At 66.6% G+C, this 17,692-nt stretch carries 15 protein-coding genes and 1 tRNA gene; 10 read left to right on the top strand and 6 right to left on the bottom strand.

Annotated elements, in window-relative coordinates:
• The first annotated feature begins 94 nt into the window (after positions 1-94).
• Positions 95-961: a formyltetrahydrofolate deformylase gene (purU, locus tag CTP10_RS10925; RefSeq protein WP_116321963.1), complete on the top strand. Its 867-nt coding sequence runs from the start codon at positions 95-97 to the stop codon at positions 959-961.
• Between the two features lie 169 nt (positions 962-1,130).
• Here the strand turns inward: purU and CTP10_RS10920 are convergent, their stop codons facing one another.
• On the bottom strand, positions 1,131-1,901 hold the full coding sequence (locus tag CTP10_RS10920) for a DeoR/GlpR family DNA-binding transcription regulator (protein WP_116321964.1): 771 nt from the start codon (positions 1,899-1,901) through the stop codon (positions 1,131-1,133).
• Positions 1,902-2,058: 157 nt separating this feature from the next.
• Between CTP10_RS10920 and CTP10_RS10915 the strand changes: the two genes are divergently transcribed.
• The 6 genes from CTP10_RS10915 (at position 2,059) to CTP10_RS10890 (ending at position 8,247) form a co-directional block, all read left to right on the top strand.
• A complete protein-coding gene (locus CTP10_RS10915; protein WP_116321965.1) occupies positions 2,059-3,228 on the top strand; it encodes an ABC transporter ATP-binding protein in 1,170 nt (389 codons plus the stop codon).
• A 2-nt stretch (positions 3,229-3,230) separates the two neighbouring features.
• A complete protein-coding gene (locus tag CTP10_RS10910) occupies positions 3,231-4,337 on the top strand; it encodes an ABC transporter ATP-binding protein (protein ID WP_116321966.1) in 1,107 nt (368 codons plus the stop codon).
• A complete protein-coding gene (locus tag CTP10_RS10905; protein ID WP_116321967.1) occupies positions 4,334-5,218 on the top strand; it encodes a carbohydrate ABC transporter permease in 885 nt (294 codons plus the stop codon). Before CTP10_RS10910 ends, CTP10_RS10905 begins: the two co-directional genes overlap by 4 nt.
• Positions 5,211-6,041: a carbohydrate ABC transporter permease gene (locus tag CTP10_RS10900; protein ID WP_116321968.1), complete on the top strand. Its 831-nt coding sequence runs from the start codon at positions 5,211-5,213 to the stop codon at positions 6,039-6,041. The genes CTP10_RS10905 and CTP10_RS10900 overlap by 8 nt, the downstream gene beginning before the upstream one ends.
• A 43-nt stretch (positions 6,042-6,084) precedes the next feature.
• Positions 6,085-6,393: a DUF2160 domain-containing protein gene (locus CTP10_RS10895; RefSeq protein ID WP_116321969.1), complete on the top strand. Its 309-nt coding sequence runs from the start codon at positions 6,085-6,087 to the stop codon at positions 6,391-6,393.
• Between the two features lie 123 nt (positions 6,394-6,516).
• Positions 6,517-8,247: an ABC transporter substrate-binding protein gene (locus CTP10_RS10890; RefSeq protein WP_116322044.1), complete on the top strand. Its 1,731-nt coding sequence runs from the start codon at positions 6,517-6,519 to the stop codon at positions 8,245-8,247.
• 86 nt (positions 8,248-8,333) lie between these two features.
• On the opposite strand, the gene CTP10_RS10885 is transcribed toward CTP10_RS10890, so the two are convergent.
• The 5 genes from CTP10_RS10885 to CTP10_RS10865 all read right to left on the bottom strand — a co-directional run bounded on the left by CTP10_RS10885 (position 8,334) and on the right by CTP10_RS10865 (position 12,935).
• A complete protein-coding gene (locus CTP10_RS10885) occupies positions 8,334-10,379 on the bottom strand; it encodes a sensor domain-containing diguanylate cyclase (protein ID WP_116321970.1) in 2,046 nt (681 codons plus the stop codon).
• 260 nt (positions 10,380-10,639) lie between these two features.
• Positions 10,640-10,714 (bottom strand) — tRNA-Val (locus tag CTP10_RS10880).
• A 91-nt stretch (positions 10,715-10,805) separates the two neighbouring features.
• Positions 10,806-11,537 (bottom strand): DNA polymerase III subunit epsilon, encoded by a 732-nt coding sequence (gene dnaQ, locus CTP10_RS10875; protein WP_116322045.1) that lies wholly within the window; start codon positions 11,535-11,537, stop codon positions 10,806-10,808.
• A gap of 57 nt (positions 11,538-11,594) precedes the next feature.
• Positions 11,595-12,032: a ribonuclease HI gene (rnhA, locus tag CTP10_RS10870; RefSeq protein ID WP_116321971.1), complete on the bottom strand. Its 438-nt coding sequence runs from the start codon at positions 12,030-12,032 to the stop codon at positions 11,595-11,597.
• A 66-nt stretch (positions 12,033-12,098) separates the two neighbouring features.
• Entirely contained in the window at positions 12,099-12,935 is an 837-nt protein-coding gene (locus tag CTP10_RS10865; RefSeq protein WP_116321972.1) for a methyltransferase domain-containing protein, read from the bottom strand.
• A 12-nt stretch (positions 12,936-12,947) separates the two neighbouring features.
• On the opposite strand from CTP10_RS10865, the gene gloB reads away from it, so the two are divergent.
• The 3 genes from gloB (at position 12,948) to CTP10_RS10850 (ending at position 17,632) form a co-directional block, all read left to right on the top strand.
• Positions 12,948-13,748 (top strand): hydroxyacylglutathione hydrolase, encoded by an 801-nt coding sequence (gene gloB / locus CTP10_RS10860; protein ID WP_116321973.1) that lies wholly within the window; start codon positions 12,948-12,950, stop codon positions 13,746-13,748.
• A 133-nt stretch (positions 13,749-13,881) separates the two neighbouring features.
• A complete protein-coding gene (locus CTP10_RS10855; RefSeq protein ID WP_116321974.1) occupies positions 13,882-15,570 on the top strand; it encodes a transglycosylase SLT domain-containing protein in 1,689 nt (562 codons plus the stop codon).
• A gap of 136 nt (positions 15,571-15,706) precedes the next feature.
• Positions 15,707-17,632, top strand: a complete 1,926-nt coding sequence (locus CTP10_RS10850) for a propionate--CoA ligase (protein ID WP_271815687.1) — start codon at positions 15,707-15,709, stop codon at positions 17,630-17,632.
• Positions 17,633-17,692 lie beyond the last annotated feature (60 nt).

The raw sequence follows: 17,692 nt of genomic DNA, 5'->3' as shown, positions 1-17,692 counted from the left end.
CGCAGCGGGCCTGGCCCGCGCTTTCACTGCCTCCATGGCCTTTGGGCTCGCACACCGGCTCGTACACCGCGCCCCTCAGACAGAACCACACACCATGAGCACCACCGGATTCATCCTGACCCTTTCGTGCCCCGACCAGCCGGGCATCGTCCACGCCGTCTCGGGCCTGCTGTTCCAGCATGGCTGCAATATCGTCGACTCGGACCAGTACGGTGACGCGTACACCGGCCGCTTCTTCATGCGGGTGCACTTCAGCCCGGCTGCCGGCGGCCCGGACCTGGGCACGCTGAAGGCCGCGTTCGCGCCGGTGGGCGACCAGTTCGGCATGCAGTGGGAGCTGAACGACGCCTCGGTCAAGCCGCGCGTGATGATCATGGTGTCCAAGATCGGCCACTGCCTGAACGACCTGCTGTTCCGCGCCAAGGTTGGCGGCCTGCCGGTCGAGATTGCTGCGATCGTGTCGAATCACCGCGACTTCTACCAGCTGGCCGCGTCGTACGACGTGCCGTTCTTCCACCTGCCGCTGATGAACGCCTCCGCCGAGCAGAAGGCCGCGCAGGAGGCGCGCGTGTTCGACGTGGCGCAGGAGCAGAAGATCGACCTGGTGGTGCTGGCGCGCTACATGCAGGTACTGTCCAACGACCTGTGCCGCAAGCTGGCCGGTCGCGCCATCAATATCCACCACTCGTTCCTGCCCAGCTTCAAGGGTGCCAAGCCTTACTACCAGGCGCATGACCGCGGCGTGAAGCTGATCGGCGCGACCGCGCACTACGTCACCGCCGACCTGGACGAAGGCCCGATCATCGAGCAGGAAATCGAACGCGTCGACCACAGCATGGACCCGGACCAGCTCACCGCCGTGGGCCGCGACGTGGAATGCGTGGCGCTGGCCCGTGCGGTCAAGTGGCACGCCGAACGCCGCATCCTGCTGAACGGCCACAAGACCGTCGTCTTCAAGTAAGCCTTCGGTTTCCCGAAGGTTTGCTCCCCTCTCCCGCCGGCGGGGGAGGGGCCGGGGGAGAGGGCCAGCGCGTCGCGCTGTCCACACGGCATGCACCGTCCCGCCACCCGCCATCAACACCAGCCCCGCTCCCGCCAGCGCGGCAGCAGCAGCCGGGCGTCCGGCACGCTCATTCCCGCTCCGCCACCACACACTTCACCCCACTGTCGGCCAGGATCCGGTCGAACGGTGCCGCCAGCGGCTCATCGGTGAACAGCCGGTCGACCTGCGACACATGCGCCAGCTCCACCATGGCCTGGCGGTTGAACTTGCTGGTATCCGCTGCCAGCCAGACCTCGCGTGAATGCTCGATGATGGTCCGCGCCACCTTGACCTCGCGGAAGTCGTAGTCGCGCAGCGTGCCATCGGTCTCGATGCCCGAGATGCCGATCAGGCCGATATCCACCTTGAACTGCCGGATGAACTCGACCGTCGCCTCGCCAACGATGCCGCGGTCGCGCGAGCGAAGCACGCCGCCGGCGACGATGACCTCGCAGTCGGGGTTGTCCGCCAGGATATTGGCCACGTTCAGGTTGTTGGTGATCACGCGCAGCCCGCGATGCTGCATCAGCTCGCGCGCGATCTCTTCCACGGTGGTCCCGATGTTCAGGATCAGCGAGCAGCCTTCCGGCACCGCCGCCGCCACCGCGCGTGCGATGCGCGCCTTGCCATCGGCGTTCAGCACCTGCCGCTGCCGGTAGGCAATGTTCTCGGTGGTGGAGCCTTCCACCCGCACCCCGCCATGGAAGCGCGCCAGCATGCCGTTCTCGGCCAGCAGGTTGACGTCTCGTCGGACCGTCTGGAGCGTGACGCCGAACTTGCGCGCAAGTTCGTCGATGGAGGCAAAGCCCTGGCTGCGGACTTCTTCGAGCAGGGCGGTCTGGCGGGGATTGAGCGTCATGCCGGGATTCTAGTTCAAACAGAAACGAAAACAAATTATGCGGCGCACACTTGTTTTCTGTTCGTTTTATTACTAAAACGTTCGGAAAGCCAAGAATTGTGCGCCTGCATTGTGCGGAACGTGGTGATGCGGAAAGCATATCGAACATGGAGACCGGATGCAGCTAAGTTTGGAGGCCGTGGCGCAGCAGGCAGGTTCGCAGGCGTATCTCTATCCGCTGACGCTGGCGCCGGTTCCCGGCGCGGTGACCATCCTGCTGGGCGCCACCCAGGCGGGCAAGACTTCGCTGATGCGCGTGATGGCGGGGCTCGACCGGCCCAGCGCCGGCCGCGTGCTGGTCGACGGCCATGACGTCACCGGCGTGCCGGTGCGCGAGCGCAATGTGTCGATGGTCTACCAGCAGTTCATCAACTACCCGTCGCTCAAGGTCTTTGACAACATTGCCTCGCCGCTGAGGTTGCGGCCGCGGCTGCGGCGCAAGGGCGCCGGCGGCGGCGATATTGCCGCGCGCGTGCGCGAACTGGCGGCGCGGCTGCATATCGACCATTTGCTGGACCGCTACCCGTCGGAGCTTTCGGGTGGCCAGCAGCAGCGCGTGGCGCTGGCGCGAGCACTGGCCAAGGAAGCGCCGCTGATGCTGCTGGACGAGCCGCTGGTCAACCTGGACTACAAGCTGCGCGAAGAACTGCGCGAAGAACTGTCGCAGCTGTTCGCGCATGGCGACGCCACCGTGGTCTACGCCACCACCGAGCCCGGCGAGGCCCTGCTGCTGGGCGGCAATACGGCCGTGCTCGATGCCGGCGAGCTGCTGCAGTACGGGCCGACCGCCTATGTCTTCCACTATCCCGATTCACTGCGCGTGGCGCGGGCCTTCAACGATCCGCCGATGAACCTGGTCGCCGGCACGCTCAGCGGCGGCTGGGTCACGCTCGCCGGCGACATCTCGGTGCCGGTGCCCGGGGCTGGCGGCGGCGACGGGCCGGTCACCGTCGGCGTGCGGGCGTCCGCGCTGCGCCTGGCCGGCGAGCCGGGCGCGGTCGCGGTGCCCGGGCGCGTGGCGCTGGCCGAACTGTCGGGCTCGGACACCTTTGTCCACGCCGATACGCCGGTGGGCAACCTGGTGGCGCAGTTCGCCGGCGTGCTCGACCTGCGGCTGGGCGAACCGGTGTCCTTGCACCTGTTGCCTGACCAGATCTACCTGTTCGACGCGGCCGGCCGGCGCATCCATGCACCGCGCCGGCCTGGGGGGCTGGCGGCGGGAGGGCCCGGCGGTGTGCACGGTGTTGTGCCGGGTCATGTGCCGGGCGGGGCAGCAGCCGGGGGCTGACGATGGCACGCATCGACCTCGACCTGGCGCATTCCTACGTGCCGCATCCGCGCAACGATGAGGACTACGCGTTGCTGCCGCTGAAGTTCACCTTCGAGGACGGCGGCGCCTATGCGCTGCTGGGCCCGTCGGGCTGCGGCAAGACCACGCTGCTGAACTGCATTTCGGGGCTGTTGCAGCCTTCGCACGGCACCATTGCCTTCGACGGGCGCGATGTCACCGGTGCTACGCCGCAGGCACGCAATATCGCCCAGGTGTTCCAGTTCCCCGTGATCTACGACACCATGACCGTCGGCGAAAACCTGGCCTTTCCGCTGCGCAACCGCGGCGTGCCCGAGGCACAGGTGCGCGAGCGGGTCGGCCGCGTCGCCGAGATGCTGGACCTGTCGGCCACGCTGGACCGTCGCGCCAGCGGCCTTGCCGCCGATGCCAAGCAGAAGATCTCGCTCGGCCGCGGGCTGGTGCGGCATGACGTGTCGGCGATCCTGTTCGACGAGCCGCTGACCGTCATCGACCCGCAGCTCAAGTGGCAGCTGCGGCGCAAGCTCAAGGAGATCCACCACGAATTCCGCCTGACGCTGATCTACGTCACCCACGACCAGACCGAGGCCCTGACCTTCGCCGACCAGGTGGTGGTGATGTCGCGCGGCAAGGCGGTGCAGGTCGGACCGGCCGATGCGCTGTTCGAGCGGCCGGCGCATACCTTCGTCGGGCATTTCATCGGCTCGCCGGGCATGAACTTCCTGCCGGGCCAGTGGCGCGACGACGCCATCGAGGTGGCGGGCCGCCGCTACACGCCTGCGCTGGCGCCATCGGTGGCCGCGGCCTTGCGCGCCGCGGGCAGCTTTCGCATCGGCGTGCGGCCCGAGTACCTGCAACTGGCACCGGAGCGCGATATGCAAGCGGTGCCGGTACAGGTGCAGCGCGCGCAGGACATCGGCACCTACTGGCTGGTGACCGGCAACGTGCAGGAGGCTGGCGCACAGGCTGGCACGCTACGCGCCCGGCTTGGAGGCGAGGCCGCCGCGCTACGGCCCGGCGACACGGCGTGGCTGTCGGTGTTCAATCCCCATACCTGCTACTACGTCAACGAGGAACTGGTCTCATGAAGCCCATCAACCAGAAGGCCTGGCTGCTGGTGTTGCCGGTGGTGGCATGCGTGGCGTTCTCGGCGATCCTGCCGCTGATGACCATCGTCAACTACTCGGTGCAGGACATCATCTCGCCCGAGCGGCGCGTGTTTGTCGGCACCGAATGGTTCCGCACCGTGCTGCGCGATGGCGAACTGCACGACGCGCTGCTGCGCCAGCTGGGCTTTTCGCTGGCGGTGCTGCTGGTGGAGATCCCGCTCGGCATCCTGCTGGCGCTGTCGATGCCGGCCAAAGGCTGGAAGGCCTCGGCGGTGCTGGTGATCATCGCGCTGTCGCTGCTGATCCCGTGGAACGTGGTCGGCACCATCTGGCAGATCTTCGGGCGCACCGATATCGGCCTGCTTGGCGCCGCGCTGGCAGCCATGGGCTTCGACTACAACTACACCGGCAGCGCCTTCGATGCCTGGGTGACGGTGCTGGTCATGGATGTCTGGCACTGGACGCCGCTGGTGGCGCTGCTCTGCTACGCGGGCCTGCGCGCGATTCCCGATGCGTACTACCAGGCTGCGCAGATCGATGGTGCTTCACGGCTGGCGGTGTTCCGCCACATCCAGCTGCCCAAGCTGCGCGGGGTGCTGATGATCGCGGTGCTGCTGCGCTTCATGGACAGCTTCATGATCTATACCGAGCCGTTCGTGCTGACCGGCGGCGGGCCCGGCAACGCCACCACCTTCCTGTCGCAATACCTGACGCAAAAGGCCGTGGGCCAGTTCGACCTGGGCCCGGCGGCGGCGTTTTCGATCGTCTATTTCCTGATCATCCTGCTGATGTGCTTCATCCTCTATAACTGGATGCAGCGCGCGGGCACCGCCGGCAGCGAGGACATGCCTCATGGCTGAAATCCGCACCCGGACATCCACCACGACATGGTGGCGCGCCGGTTTCCTGCTGGTCTACCTGCTGTTCGCCATCGTGCCGATCTACTGGATGGTGAACATGTCGTTCAAGACCAACGAGGAGATCGTTTCCACGCTGTCGCTGTGGCCGGCCGAATTCACGCTGGATCACTACAAGACCATCTTCACCGACCCGTCGTGGTATTCCGGCTATATCAACTCGATGATCTACGTGGCGATGAACACGGTGATCTCGATCGTGGTCGCGCTGCCGGCCGCGTATGCGTTCTCGCGCTACCAGTTCATCGGCGACAAGCATGTGTTCTTCTGGCTGCTGACCAACCGCATGACGCCGCCGGCGGTGTTCCTGCTGCCGTTCTTCCAGCTGTACAGCACCATCGGCCTGATGGACACGCACCTGGGCGTGGCGCTGGCGCACCTGGTCTTCAACGTGCCGCTGGCGGTGTGGATCCTGGAGGGATTCATGTCGGGCGTGCCGCGCGAGATCGACGAGACCGCCTACGTCGACGGCTACTCCTTCCCGCGCTTTTTCCTGACCATTTTCCTGCCGCTGATCAAGGCTGGCGTCGGCGTGGCGGCGTTCTTCTGCTTCATGTTCAGCTGGGTGGAACTGCTGCTGGCACGCACGCTGACCTCGGTCAACGCCAAGCCGATCGTGGCCACCATGACGCGCACGGTGTCGGCCTCGGGCATGGACTGGGGCGTGCTGGCCGCGGCCGGCGTGCTGACCATCGTGCCGGGCGGCATCGTGATCTGGTTCGTGCGGCATTACATCGCGAAGGGCTTCGCGATGGGGCGTGTGTAAGGCGCACGTGTAAAGCGCGCGGACAAGACAAGGAGACGTGGCAATGCTCAGCTGGATGGTGTGGACGACGCCGGTCGCGGTGTTCTTCGGCTGCATCGTGGTCATGCTGGCCGGCATGACCCTTTGGGAAATCCGTTCGCCTTCGGTGCTGCGCAAGGGCTTTCTGCCGATCGCCACCACGCGCGGCGACCGGCTGTTCATCGGCCTGATGTGCGCGGCGTGGGTCAACCTGGCATGGGTCGGGCTGGGCGAAAAGGTCACCGCGTGGCTGTCTTTGTCCGAGGAACCGTCGGTGTGGATCAGCTTCGGCGTGTCAATGCTGGTACTGGCGCTGATCCTGCGCAAGGGCTGACTGGCGCATCGGCACCAGCCGTTTTTGCTTCGATGGGACATGCGGCTTATCCCTGCCCCGGGGCCGCCACCCAGACCATAGCCGGGGAAGGGAATTCATGAGGAGACACCGATGAAAGTGCACGTGAAGTTGGGGATGACAGCCCTTGCCTGCGCGGCTGCGCTGGCTTGCGGCACCTCCGCCCTGGCGGGCGAGGCGGAAGCGAAGAAGTGGATCGACAATGAATTCCAGCCTTCGTCGCTGTCCAAGGACAGGCAACAGGCGGAGATGAAGTGGTTTGTCGATGCCGCCGCCAAGCTCAAGGCCAAGGGGGTCACGCAGATCAGCGTGGTGTCCGAGACCATCACCACGCACGAGTATGAGTCCAAGACGCTGGCCAAGGCCTTCGAGGAAATTACCGGCATCAAGGTCAACCATGACCTGATCCAGGAAGGCGACGTGGTCGAGAAACTGCAGACCTCGATGCAGTCCGGCAAGTCGATCTACGACGGCTGGATTTCCGATTCGGACCTGATCGGCACGCACTATCGCTATGGCTCGATCCTGCCGCTGACCGACTACATGAACGGCGCCGGCAAGGAGTGGACCAACCCGGGCCTGGACGTGAAGGACTTTATCGGCACCAAGTTCACCACCGCGCCCGACGGCAAGCTGTACCAGTTGCCCGACCAGCAGTTCGCAAACCTGTACTGGTTCCGCGCCGACTGGTTCGCGCGCAAGGACCTGCAGGACAAATTCAAGGCCAGGTACGGCTACGACCTTGGCGTGCCGACCAACTGGTCCGCCTATGAAGACATCGCCAGTTTCTTCACCAACGATGTGAAGGAGATCGACGGCAAGAAGGTCTACGGCCACATGGACTACGGCAAGAAGGACCCGTCGCTGGGCTGGCGCTTTACCGATGCCTGGCTGTCGATGGCGGGCACCGCAGACAAGGGGCTGCCCAACGGCATGCCGGTGGACGAGTGGGGCATCCGCGTGGCCGAGGACAAGTGCACGCCGGTCGGCGCTTCGGTCGCGCGCGGCGGCGCCACCAACAGCCCGGCGGCGGTCTATGCGCTGACCAAGTACATCGACTGGATGAAGAAGTATGCGCCGCCGCAGGCAATGGGCATGACCTTCTCCGAGGCCGGACCGGTACCGGCGCAGGGGCAGGTGGCGCAGCAGATCTTCTGGTACACCGCCTTTACCGCCGACATGACCAAGAAGGGCTTGCCGGTGGTCAATGCGGACGGCTCGCCCAAGTGGCGCATGGCGCCGTCGCCTTACGGCCCGTACTGGAAGCAGGGCATGCAGAACGGCTACCAGGACGTCGGCTCGTGGACCTTCTTCAAGAACACCGATCCCAACAAGCTCGCCGGCGCGTGGCTGTATGCGCAGTTCGTCACGTCGAAGACGGTATCGCTGAAGAAGTCGCTGACCGGGCTGACATTCATCCGTGACAGCGATATCAACCACGACTACCTGACCAAGAATGCGGCCAGGTATGGCGGCCTGATCGAGTTCTACCGCAGCCCGGCGCGCGTGGCCTGGACGCCGACCGGCACCAATGTGCCCGACTATCCCAAGCTGGCGCAGCTGTGGTGGAAGAACGTGGCCACTGCGGTGACCGGCGAGAAAACCCCGCAGGCAGCAATGGACACGCTCGCCGACGAGATGGACCAGGTGATGGCACGGTTGCAGCGCGCCGGCATGAGCAACTGCGCGCCCAAGCTCAACCCGAAGGGCGATCCGGCCAAGTGGCTGTCTGACGACCACGCGCCGTGGAAGAAGCTTGCCAACGAAAAGCCGAAGGGCGAGACCATCCCCTACGACAAGCTGCTGCAGGCGTGGAAGGAGGGCAAGGTACGCTGAGCGCGGCGCCGGGCAGGCCGCAAGGCTTGGCCCGGCCGCCATGTCACCGCAACGGGCGCGAAGTGCGCCCGTTTTTTCCGTCTGCGCTAGGCCGGCAGGCCGGCCGGCTCCGCGCGAGCTGCCGGCCGCGGGCTGGCTTCGGCTTCGCCGGCCGGTGGTGCGCAGGTCGCCTGGGCAGCCTGGACGGCATAGCGCGCCTTGCCGTGCCGCTTGGCCTCGTACAACGCCATGTCGGTGTGCATGAACAGCTCGCTGACGGTCATCGCGTGACGCCCGTCGTGCAGCGCCGAGCCGACGCTGGCCGTGGCCGACAGCGAATGCCCGTCGATCACCAGCGGCATGCGCGCGGCCTGCACGATGGCGTTGGCGACCGACTCCATCGCGCCGCGGTCCGCCACGCCGTCGAGGATCACCGCGAACTCGTCGCCGCCGATGCGCGCGACCGCATCGCCCTTGCGCACGCAGGCACGCAAGCGCTGCGCGAACGCCACCAGCAGGCGGTCGCCGACCGGGTGGCCATGGTTGTCGTTGATCGCCTTGAAATCGTCCAGGTCCACCAGCAGCAGCGCCAGCGCGCGGCCGCCGGCGCTCGTACGTGCCATGCATTCGGCCAGGCGCCGGTCGAAGCCCTTGCGGTTGAGCAGGCCGGTCAGATGGTCCGAGACGGTCTGTGCCTCCAGGTTGCGCAGCTTCTCGCGCTCGTGCGTCACATTGCGTGCAAACATATGGAGCCCGACCACGGTGTCCTGGGCATCGTTCCAGGCCGGCTGGTAAGTGACCTCCATGCATTCGTTGCCATCGGCGCTTTCACGCGTGAAAGTGACCGGACGGCCGGCGAATGCCTGCTCCAGATAGGGCCGGCAGGCCAGGTACTCCTGCGTGCCCCACAGTTCGCGCAGCGATAGTCCGGCGATCTGTTGCGCCGGGACCCCGTAGTGCTGCGCGTAGGCCTGGTTGACGAACACGTAGCGCTGCTGGCGGTCGATGAACGAGACGAAGTCCGGCACATGGTTGGCGATCGCCTCGATGCGTTTCTCGCTCTCGGCGGCGCGGTCCTTGGCCGCTTTCAGAGCGGCTTCGCGTTCCGAAAGCTGCGCCACGACTTCTGCAAAGGTTGTGGCGAGTTCGCCGATTTCGTCGGCCCGGCCAGTGGGCAGGTCCGCCAGCGCCGCCGGGTTGGCGGCAATCTGGCGCACGGCGCGGTGCAACCGCTGCAGCGGTGCCAGCAGCCGGCGCATCACCAGCCACATCAGCGCCGCGGCGAACAGCAGCGATATCCCCGCAATGATGATCGTGCGTTGGCGCACATCGACCAGCGCGGCGAAGGCTTCGGTCGCCGGCAGCACGGCCACCACTTCCCAGCCATTGGACTGCAGCAGGTAGCGCGCCACGATGGGCTGCGTCGGCCTGACCACTTCCAGCATCGAGGCAGGGCGCTCGGCACCGCAGGCCTCGTCCACCGCCCGCGCTGGCGCGAGCACGCGGGTCGGATCGGGATGCATCGCGTAGCGCGGACTGGCGCCGGCCGACACCAGGCAGAAGCTGCCGGTGACGCCGACGCGGCCGTGGGCCAGCTCGCGCAGGAAATTATTGGCGGACAGGTTCAGCACGCCGCCGACCACGCCGCGCAATTCGCCGTTGGGCCCGTGCAGCGGCACGGCCAGCACCACGCCCGGTGCATTGGTCAGCTTGCCCTGGATCAGGTCTGACACCGCGAGCGACTGGCCGCGCAGGACATCGCGAAAATAGTCGCGATCGTCCACCCGGAGGCGCACGCCGTCCGGGATGGCCGTGCTGAACACCAGCTGGCCGTCGGGCGTGGCGAGAAAGACGGCGTTAAACATGTCCGGCATGTCGACCATGCCCTCGGCGGCCCGGCGCAGTTCGGCCGGCCTGGCTGCCAGCATCGGCGACAGTTGCCGGGCCATGCGGCGCAACACCGCGGCACGGCTTTGCAGCTTTTCGTCGAGTTGCTCCGCCACCAGTTCGACCAGCGTGTCCTGTTGCTGCTGCAGCAGGCGCTTGAGGCTGTCGTAGGCGTAGTACTGGGCGTAGAAGGCGCGCAGCACGATGATCAGCGTCACCACACCCGCAGTGGCAATCGCCATCCGGTACTTCAAAGAGTGCTGCATGATTGCCCGTCTTTCTTGTGCGCACTGACCCGTGTTCCGGTCCCAGGGCTCTGTATTGCCGACCCCGCCCATTGCCGGCGCGTGCGTTGAAGATTAGCAGATGTCAAGGGTGAATTCGAAACTGTTTGCAACAAGAACGGCGGGCTGTTGCAACGGTGCGATGGGTGCCCGGGTGGAGGGTGCAGTTTGCGCCCCAGGGAGAAGTGGGTGCGGAGGCGGAAAAGAAAAAAGCCAGCGCGAGGCTGGCTTTTTCTGAATGCTGGTGGGTGGTACAGGGATTGAACCTGTGACCCCTGCCGTGTGAAGGCAGTGCTCTACCGCTGAGCTAACCACCCCTTTCTGCATCGTCGTTGCCGTCGTGCAGCGGAGAAATGAGATTATGCAGGGGCCTCTGTATCTTGTAAAGCCCTTTTCAAAACTTTTTGGTCAGGCAGCCAGCGTGCCGGCTTCCTCGGCGGTCACTTCCTGCCATACCGTCTTGCCGCCGCTGGCCTTGTCCAGGCCCTTGAGCACGTCGAAATGGGCCTCCATTTCTGCTTCGGTGGCGCGCAGCACGGGCAGTACCAGGCCGGACAGGTCGGCGGTGGCGGTGACTCCGCCTGCGCCGGCGCTGCTGTCCATCGTGTCGATCACCAGCGAATCCTGGCCGCGTGTCATCGCCAGGTAGACCTCGGCCAGCAGTTCGGCATCGAGCAATGCGCCGTGCAGCGTGCGATGCGCGTTGCTGATCCCCAGCCGGTCGCACAGGGCGTCAAGGGAGTTGCGCTTGCCGGGGAACATCTGCCGCGCTTCGCGCAGGGTATCGATCACGTTGCCGACATGCTGGCGGAACGGCGGCATGCCCAGCAGCTGGAATTCCATGTCGAGGAAGCCCAGGTCGAACTGCGCGTTGTGGATGATCAGTTCGGCATCGGCGACGAATTCGCGGATCTCGTGGACGACCTCGGCAAAGCGGGGCTTGTCCGCGAGGAACTCGACCGTGATGCCGTGCACGGCGATCGCGCCCTCGTCGATGTCGCGCTCGGGGTTGACGTAGAAGTGCAGGTGGCGCCCGGTCAGGCGGCGGTTAAGCAGCTCGACGCAGCCGATTTCGATCAGGCGGTCGCCGGTGGCGGCATTCAGGCCGGTGGTTTCGGTATCGAGAACGATTTGTCGCATGGCGGGCATTCTAGCGGAGCGGCAGTCCGGCTCCGGTAAAAACTGGGGTCCGTCGGTTCAGCGGCCGATCGATTCGACGCCGCGGTTGGCCAGCGCATCGGCGCGCTCGTTGCCGGGATGGCCATTGTGGCCGCGCACCCAGTGCCAGGAGATCTGGTGTCCCTGGGTCAGCGCTTCGAGCTCCTGCCACAGGTCGGCGTTCTTCACCGGCTTCTTGTCGGCGGTCTTCCAGCCGCGCGCTTTCCAGCCGGGCAGCCATTCGCTGATGCCTTTCTGTACATATTGCGAGTCGGTGTAGACGCGCACGGTGCAGGGCCGCTTGAGCGCGCGCAGCGCTTCGATCACCGCGGTCATCTCCATGCGGTTGTTGGTGGTGTTGGCCTCGCCGCCGAACAGTTCTTTTTCATTGGTGCCGGCGACAAGCACCGCACCCCAGCCGCCGCGGCCGGGGTTGCCCTTGCAGGCGCCGTCGGAGTAGATCGTGACTTCTTCCATGGGATTCCGTTGGGGGCCGGCCGCGTAGCGCGGCCGGCGCAGGGGTTTTTTCGCCGTGGCTACGGCTTAGTGTTCATCGCGCGGCGTCTTGCCGTGCGTGCCGGTGGGCGTGGCCACGGGCGATGCCACCGGTGCCAGCGCCGGCTTGGACTTCCAGGCCGGGCCGACCAGGCGCACGTTGCGCACGCGCTTGATCGCCGAGATCATATAGACCGCGCCGAAAATCGGCCACCAGCGGTCGCCGGCCTTTTCCATGAAGGCGGAGCGCTGCAGCCAGCGCTCGGTGCGGTAGGGCGGGCAATAGCAGCCGAAGCGGCCGCGGATGATATCGAAGCCGAGCAGCTTGAGCCAGTCCTTGATGCGCACGAAGCCGATCTGCTGGGCATCGGTCGGCAGGAAGGGCGTGGCGCCGAGCCTGTTCATGCCCTGGCGCGCGCCCCACAGGCTCATCGGGTTGAAGCAGGTGACCACCACGCGCCCTTCGGGCATCAGCACGCGCGAGACTTCGCGCAGCACTTCGTGGGGGTCTTCGGCAAACTCCAGGATATGGGGCAGTGTCAGCAGGTCGACACTCTGTGTGTCGAACGGCAGTTCGTCGAAGCGGCACAGCAGCTGGCGCGCATCCGGATGTGCCGCGCGCGGCCCGTGCGGCCCGCTGGCCGGGTCCAGCGCCAGCGCCGAGAACGGCATCCGGTTCTCGCGCAGGGTATCGACGTATGGCATGCCCAGCTGTACGGCGTGGTAACCGAAGATGTCGGCCACGGTGCGGTCGTACTGCTGCGCTTCCCAGCGCAGCATGTACTCGCCGGGCGGCGAGGCCAGCCAGTCTTCCCAGCTTACAATCGGGCCATTCAGGCCATGCTGGCCGTACTCGCCGTGTGGGCGATTGGGACGATTGGACATAGGAGCATGCGCATGTTGAAGGTTGAGCCGATCCCGGCGTTCCAGGATAACTATATCTGGGCCATTCACGACGGGCATCACGCCGCCGTGGTCGATCCCGGCGAGTCGGCGCCGGTGGAGCAATTTCTGGCGCAGCGGGGGCTGGCTCTGGGCGCTATTGTAATCACCCATCACCACGGCGATCACCAGGGCGGTGTTGCTGACCTGCTGGCGGCGCACCCGAGCACGCCCTCGGGGGCACCAATGCCGGTGCTGGGGCCCGCGGGTGAACGTATCGGCGGACGCACGCGGGCGCTGCGCGAGGGCGACGAGGTGACGCTGGCCGAGCCGGCCGTGACGCTGCGGGTGCTGGACGTGCCCGGACATACCGCCGGCCATATTGCCTACGTGGGCGACCTGGGCGAGGCCGGTCCCGCCGTGTTCTGCGGCGACACGTTGTTCGCCAGCGGCTGCGGGCGGCTGTTCGAGGGGTCGCCGGCCCAGATGCTGGCGTCGCTGGACAAGCTGGCGGGCCTGCCGGGCGACACGCGCGTCTACTGCGCCCACGAGTACACGCGCAGCAACGTGCGCTTCGCGCGGGCGGTCGAGCCGGATAATGCCGCGCTGGCGGCGTGGGAGCAGCGCGTCGATGCGCTGCGCGCGGCCGACACGCCCACGCTGCCGACCACCATCGCCCACGAGCGCGACGTCAACCCGTTCCTGCGCTCGCGCGAGCCTGCGGTGCGCGCCGCGGTGTCGGCGCAGGGCGGTGCCACCGACAGCGACGCAAAAGCATTTGGCGCGTTGCGTGGGTGGAAGGACAATTTCCGCTAAATTGAATGCAGGCCCTGCCGAAAACCCTTACGAGTCAAGGCTTTCGGGCCGCTACCTAGAAAAATCTGATTGACGCGATAGTCCGTTTTTTTTAGCATCACGCAACCTTTTAGCGTCACGATTTGAGAACTTAATGAAAATTGGTCGATTACTGGCGGTAGTTGCGTGTGCGGCGCTGCTTGCAGCCTGCGCCAGCACCCCCACGCCGCCTGACGCCGATGCCAACGGCGCGACCGCCCAGACCGCCAGGCGCCAGGATCCGCTCAACTCGCTCAGCGACAAATCGGCGCTGGCTTCCACGACCACCATCAATGCCGACCAGGGCGGCCTGGACTGGCTGCGCGGCCCGTCCAACGATATCTGGGACCGGATCCGGCGCGGCTTCGCCATGCAGGACCTGGAGGGCACGCTGGTCGATGACCGCACGCAGTGGTATGCGCAGCGCCCGGAATACATGGAGCGCATGGTCGGGCGGTCGAGCCGCTACCTGTACCACATCGTCGAAGAACTGGAGCGCCGCAAGATGCCGACCGAGCTGGCGCTGCTGCCGTTCGTCGAGAGCGCGTTCAACCCGCAGGCCCAGTCCACCGCCAAGGCCGCCGGCATGTGGCAGTTCATCCCCAGCACCGGCAAGTCGTACAACCTGAAGCAGAACATGTTCCGCGACGAGCGCCGCGATGTGCTGGCCTCGACCGATGCCGCGCTCGACTACCTGCAGCGGCTCTATGACATGTTCGGCGACTGGCACCTGGCGCTGGCTGCCTACAACTGGGGCGAGGGCGCGGTGTCGCGTGCGATCGCGCGCAACCAGGCGCGCGGGCTGCCGACCGACTACGCCAGCCTGACCATGCCCAACGAGACGCGCTACTACGTGCCGAAGCTGCAGGCGGTCAAGAACATCATCGCCAACCCGGCGGTGTACGGCGTCAGGCTGCCCGAGATCCCGGACCACCCGTACTTCGTCACGGTGACCACCTCGCGCGATATCGACGTGAACCTGGCGGCCAAGCTGGCGGACATGACGCTGGAGGAGTTCAAGGCGCTGAACCCGTCGTTCAACCGGCCGGTGATCCTGGGCGCATCCAACCCGCAGATCCTGCTGCCGTTCGACAATGCCGAGCGCTTCCAGTACAACCTGAACACCTACCGCGGCGGGCTGTCGAGCTGGACCGCGGTCACGGTGGACGGGCGCGAGCGCGTCGAGTCACTGGCGGCGCGGCTCAATATCGATGCCGACACGCTGCGCGAGATCAACAGCATTCCCAAGGGCATGCGCCTGAAGGCCGGCTCGACCGTGATGATTCCGCGTTCGGGCCGCCACGACCAGGACATCAGCGCAAGCCTGGCCGACAACGCCATGCTGGCGATGGAGCCTGACCTGCCCGATGCCCGCCGCGTGGTGGTGCGCGCCACCCGGCGCGATACGGTGGCATCGGTGGCCCGACGCTATGGCGTGTCGCCGGGCCAGGTGCAGTCCTGGAACAAGCTGTCGGGCACCAAGCTGGTGGCCGGGCAGAGCCTGGTGCTGATGGTGCCCGTGCGCGGCGCCGGCGCGGTCCGTGCGGCACGCGCCGAACAGGCCGACCGGGCCGAGCGCGAGGATCGTGCCGAGCGTGGCAGCAAGGGCGGCATCGTGCGTGTATCGGCGCAGGGGGGCAAACAGGCAGGCCATGGCAAGGCCGAGCCACGCAAGCGCATCACGGTCGAAGCCTCACCGCGCCGCGGCGGCAAGGCGGCGCCGGCCAAGGTGACGCGCGAGGCCAGGTCGGGCCCGGTGGTGAAGGCGTCAGCCAAATCCAGTGCCAAGGGCAAGACGCGCTGAGCGCGGCGTTTGAGAGCAAAGAGGCGTGCCGGCGGCACGCCTCTTTTTTTGTGCCTGCCGCGGACACCGGCCACGGGCTGCACCCCTCCGAATCCCGTTTCCCCCGGGCCCGCGCCGGTGGCAAACTACCGTCATCATCACAACGACCGCAGACGCGGAGGAGACTGCCATGACGGCAAGCCATGCCGTGCATGCCCGTTCGCTGGCCGACCCGCAAGGGTTCTGGGCCGAACAGGCGGCGCGCATCGACTGGGAAACCCCGTTCGACCAGGTGCTCGACAACAGCCGCGCGCCATTCACGCGCTGGTTCGTGGGCGGGCGCACCAACCTGTGCCACAACGCGGTTGACCGCCACCTGGCCGCGCGAGCCGGCCAGCCGGCGCTGCACTGGGTCTCGACCGAGGTCGACCAGTCCCATACCTACACCTATGCCGAGCTGCACGACGAGGTCAACCGCATGGCGGCGATCCTGCAGGGGCTGGGTGTGCAGAAGGGCGACCGCGTGCTGATCTACATGCCGATGATCCCGCAGGCTGCGTTTGCAATGCTGGCCTGCGCGCGCATCGGCGCGATCCATTCGGTGGTGTTCGGCGGCTTTGCCTCGGTCAGCCTGGCGGCCCGGATCGACGACGCCCGCCCGCGCGTGGTGATCAGCGCCGACGCCGGCTCGCGCGCCGGCAAGGTGGTGCCGTACAAGCCGCTGCTGGACGAGGCCATCCGGCTGTCGTCGCACCAGCCGGACAAGGTGCTGCTGGTCAATCGCCAGCTCGCCGAGATGCCGCGCACGGAAGGCCGCGATGAGGACTACGCCACCTGGCGCGACCGCGTGGCCGGCGCGCAGGTGCCGTGCGTGTGGCTGGAGTCCAGCGAACCCTCGTATGTGCTCTACACCTCCGGCACCACCGGCAAGCCCAAGGGCGTGCAGCGCGATACCGGCGGCTATGCGGTGGCGCTGGCCACCTCGATGGACTACATCTTCTGCGGCAAGCCGGGCGACACCATGTTCACGGCCTCCGACATCGGCTGGGTGGTCGGTCACAGCTATATCGTCTACGGCCCGCTGCTGGCCGGCATGACGACGCTGATGTACGAAGGCACGCCGATCCGCCCGGATGGCGGCATCCTGTGGCGGCTGGTCGAGCAGTACCGGGTCAACCTGATGTTCAGCGCGCCCACCGCGATCCGCGTGCTGAAGAAGCAGGACCCGGCCTGGCTGACGCGCTACGACCTGTCCAGCCTGCGCCTGCTGTTCCTGGCTGGCGAGCCGCTGGACGAGCCCACCGCGCGCTGGATCCAGGACGGCCTGGGCAAGCCGGTGGTCGACAACTACTGGCAGACCGAGTCGGGCTGGCCGATCCTGGCGATCCAGCGCGGCATCGAGCCGCTGCCGCCCAAGCTCGGCTCGCCGGGGGTGCCGGCCTACGGCTACGACCTGAAGATCGTCGACGAAAACACCGGCGAGGAATGCCCGCCCAACCAGAAGGGCGTGGTCGCCATCGACGGGCCGCTGCCGCCGGGCTGCATGAGCACGGTGTGGGGTGACGACGACCGCTTCGTGCGCACCTACTGGCAGGCGGTGCCCAACCGTCGATGCTATTCCACCTTCGACTGGGGCGTACGCGACGAGGACGGCTATGTCTTTATCCTCGGGCGCACCGACGACGTGATCAATGTCGCCGGCCACCGGCTGGGGACGCGCGAGATCGAGGAAAGCCTGTCGTCGAACCCGGCCGTTGCCGAAGTGGCGGTGGTCGGCGTGCAGGACGCGCTCAAGGGCCAGGTGGCGATGGGCTTCTGCATCGCGCGCGACCCGGCGCGCACCGCCACGGAGGCGGACCGGCTGGCGCTGGAGGGCGAACTGATGAAGACCGTCGAGCAACAGCTCGGCGCGGTGGCGCGGCCGGCGCGCGTATTCTTTGTCAATGCGCTGCCGAAGACACGCTCCGGCAAGTTGCTGCGGCGCGCGATGCAGGCGGTGGCGGAAGGGCGGGATCCCGGCGACCTGACCACGATCGAGGATCCGGCAGCGCTGGAGCAGGTTCAGGCCGCGCTGAAGGACTGACACCGGCCGTCAGGCGGTGCGGGTGCCGAACCGGACACTTCGCACTGCGGGCTTGCCTTG

It is taken from the genome of Cupriavidus sp. P-10 (assembly GCF_003402535.2).
In the GTDB taxonomy this organism is placed as follows: domain Bacteria; phylum Pseudomonadota; class Gammaproteobacteria; order Burkholderiales; family Burkholderiaceae; genus Cupriavidus.
The sequence above is the reverse complement of the archived record's forward strand: the minus strand, read 5'-3'. Positions and strand labels throughout refer to the sequence as shown.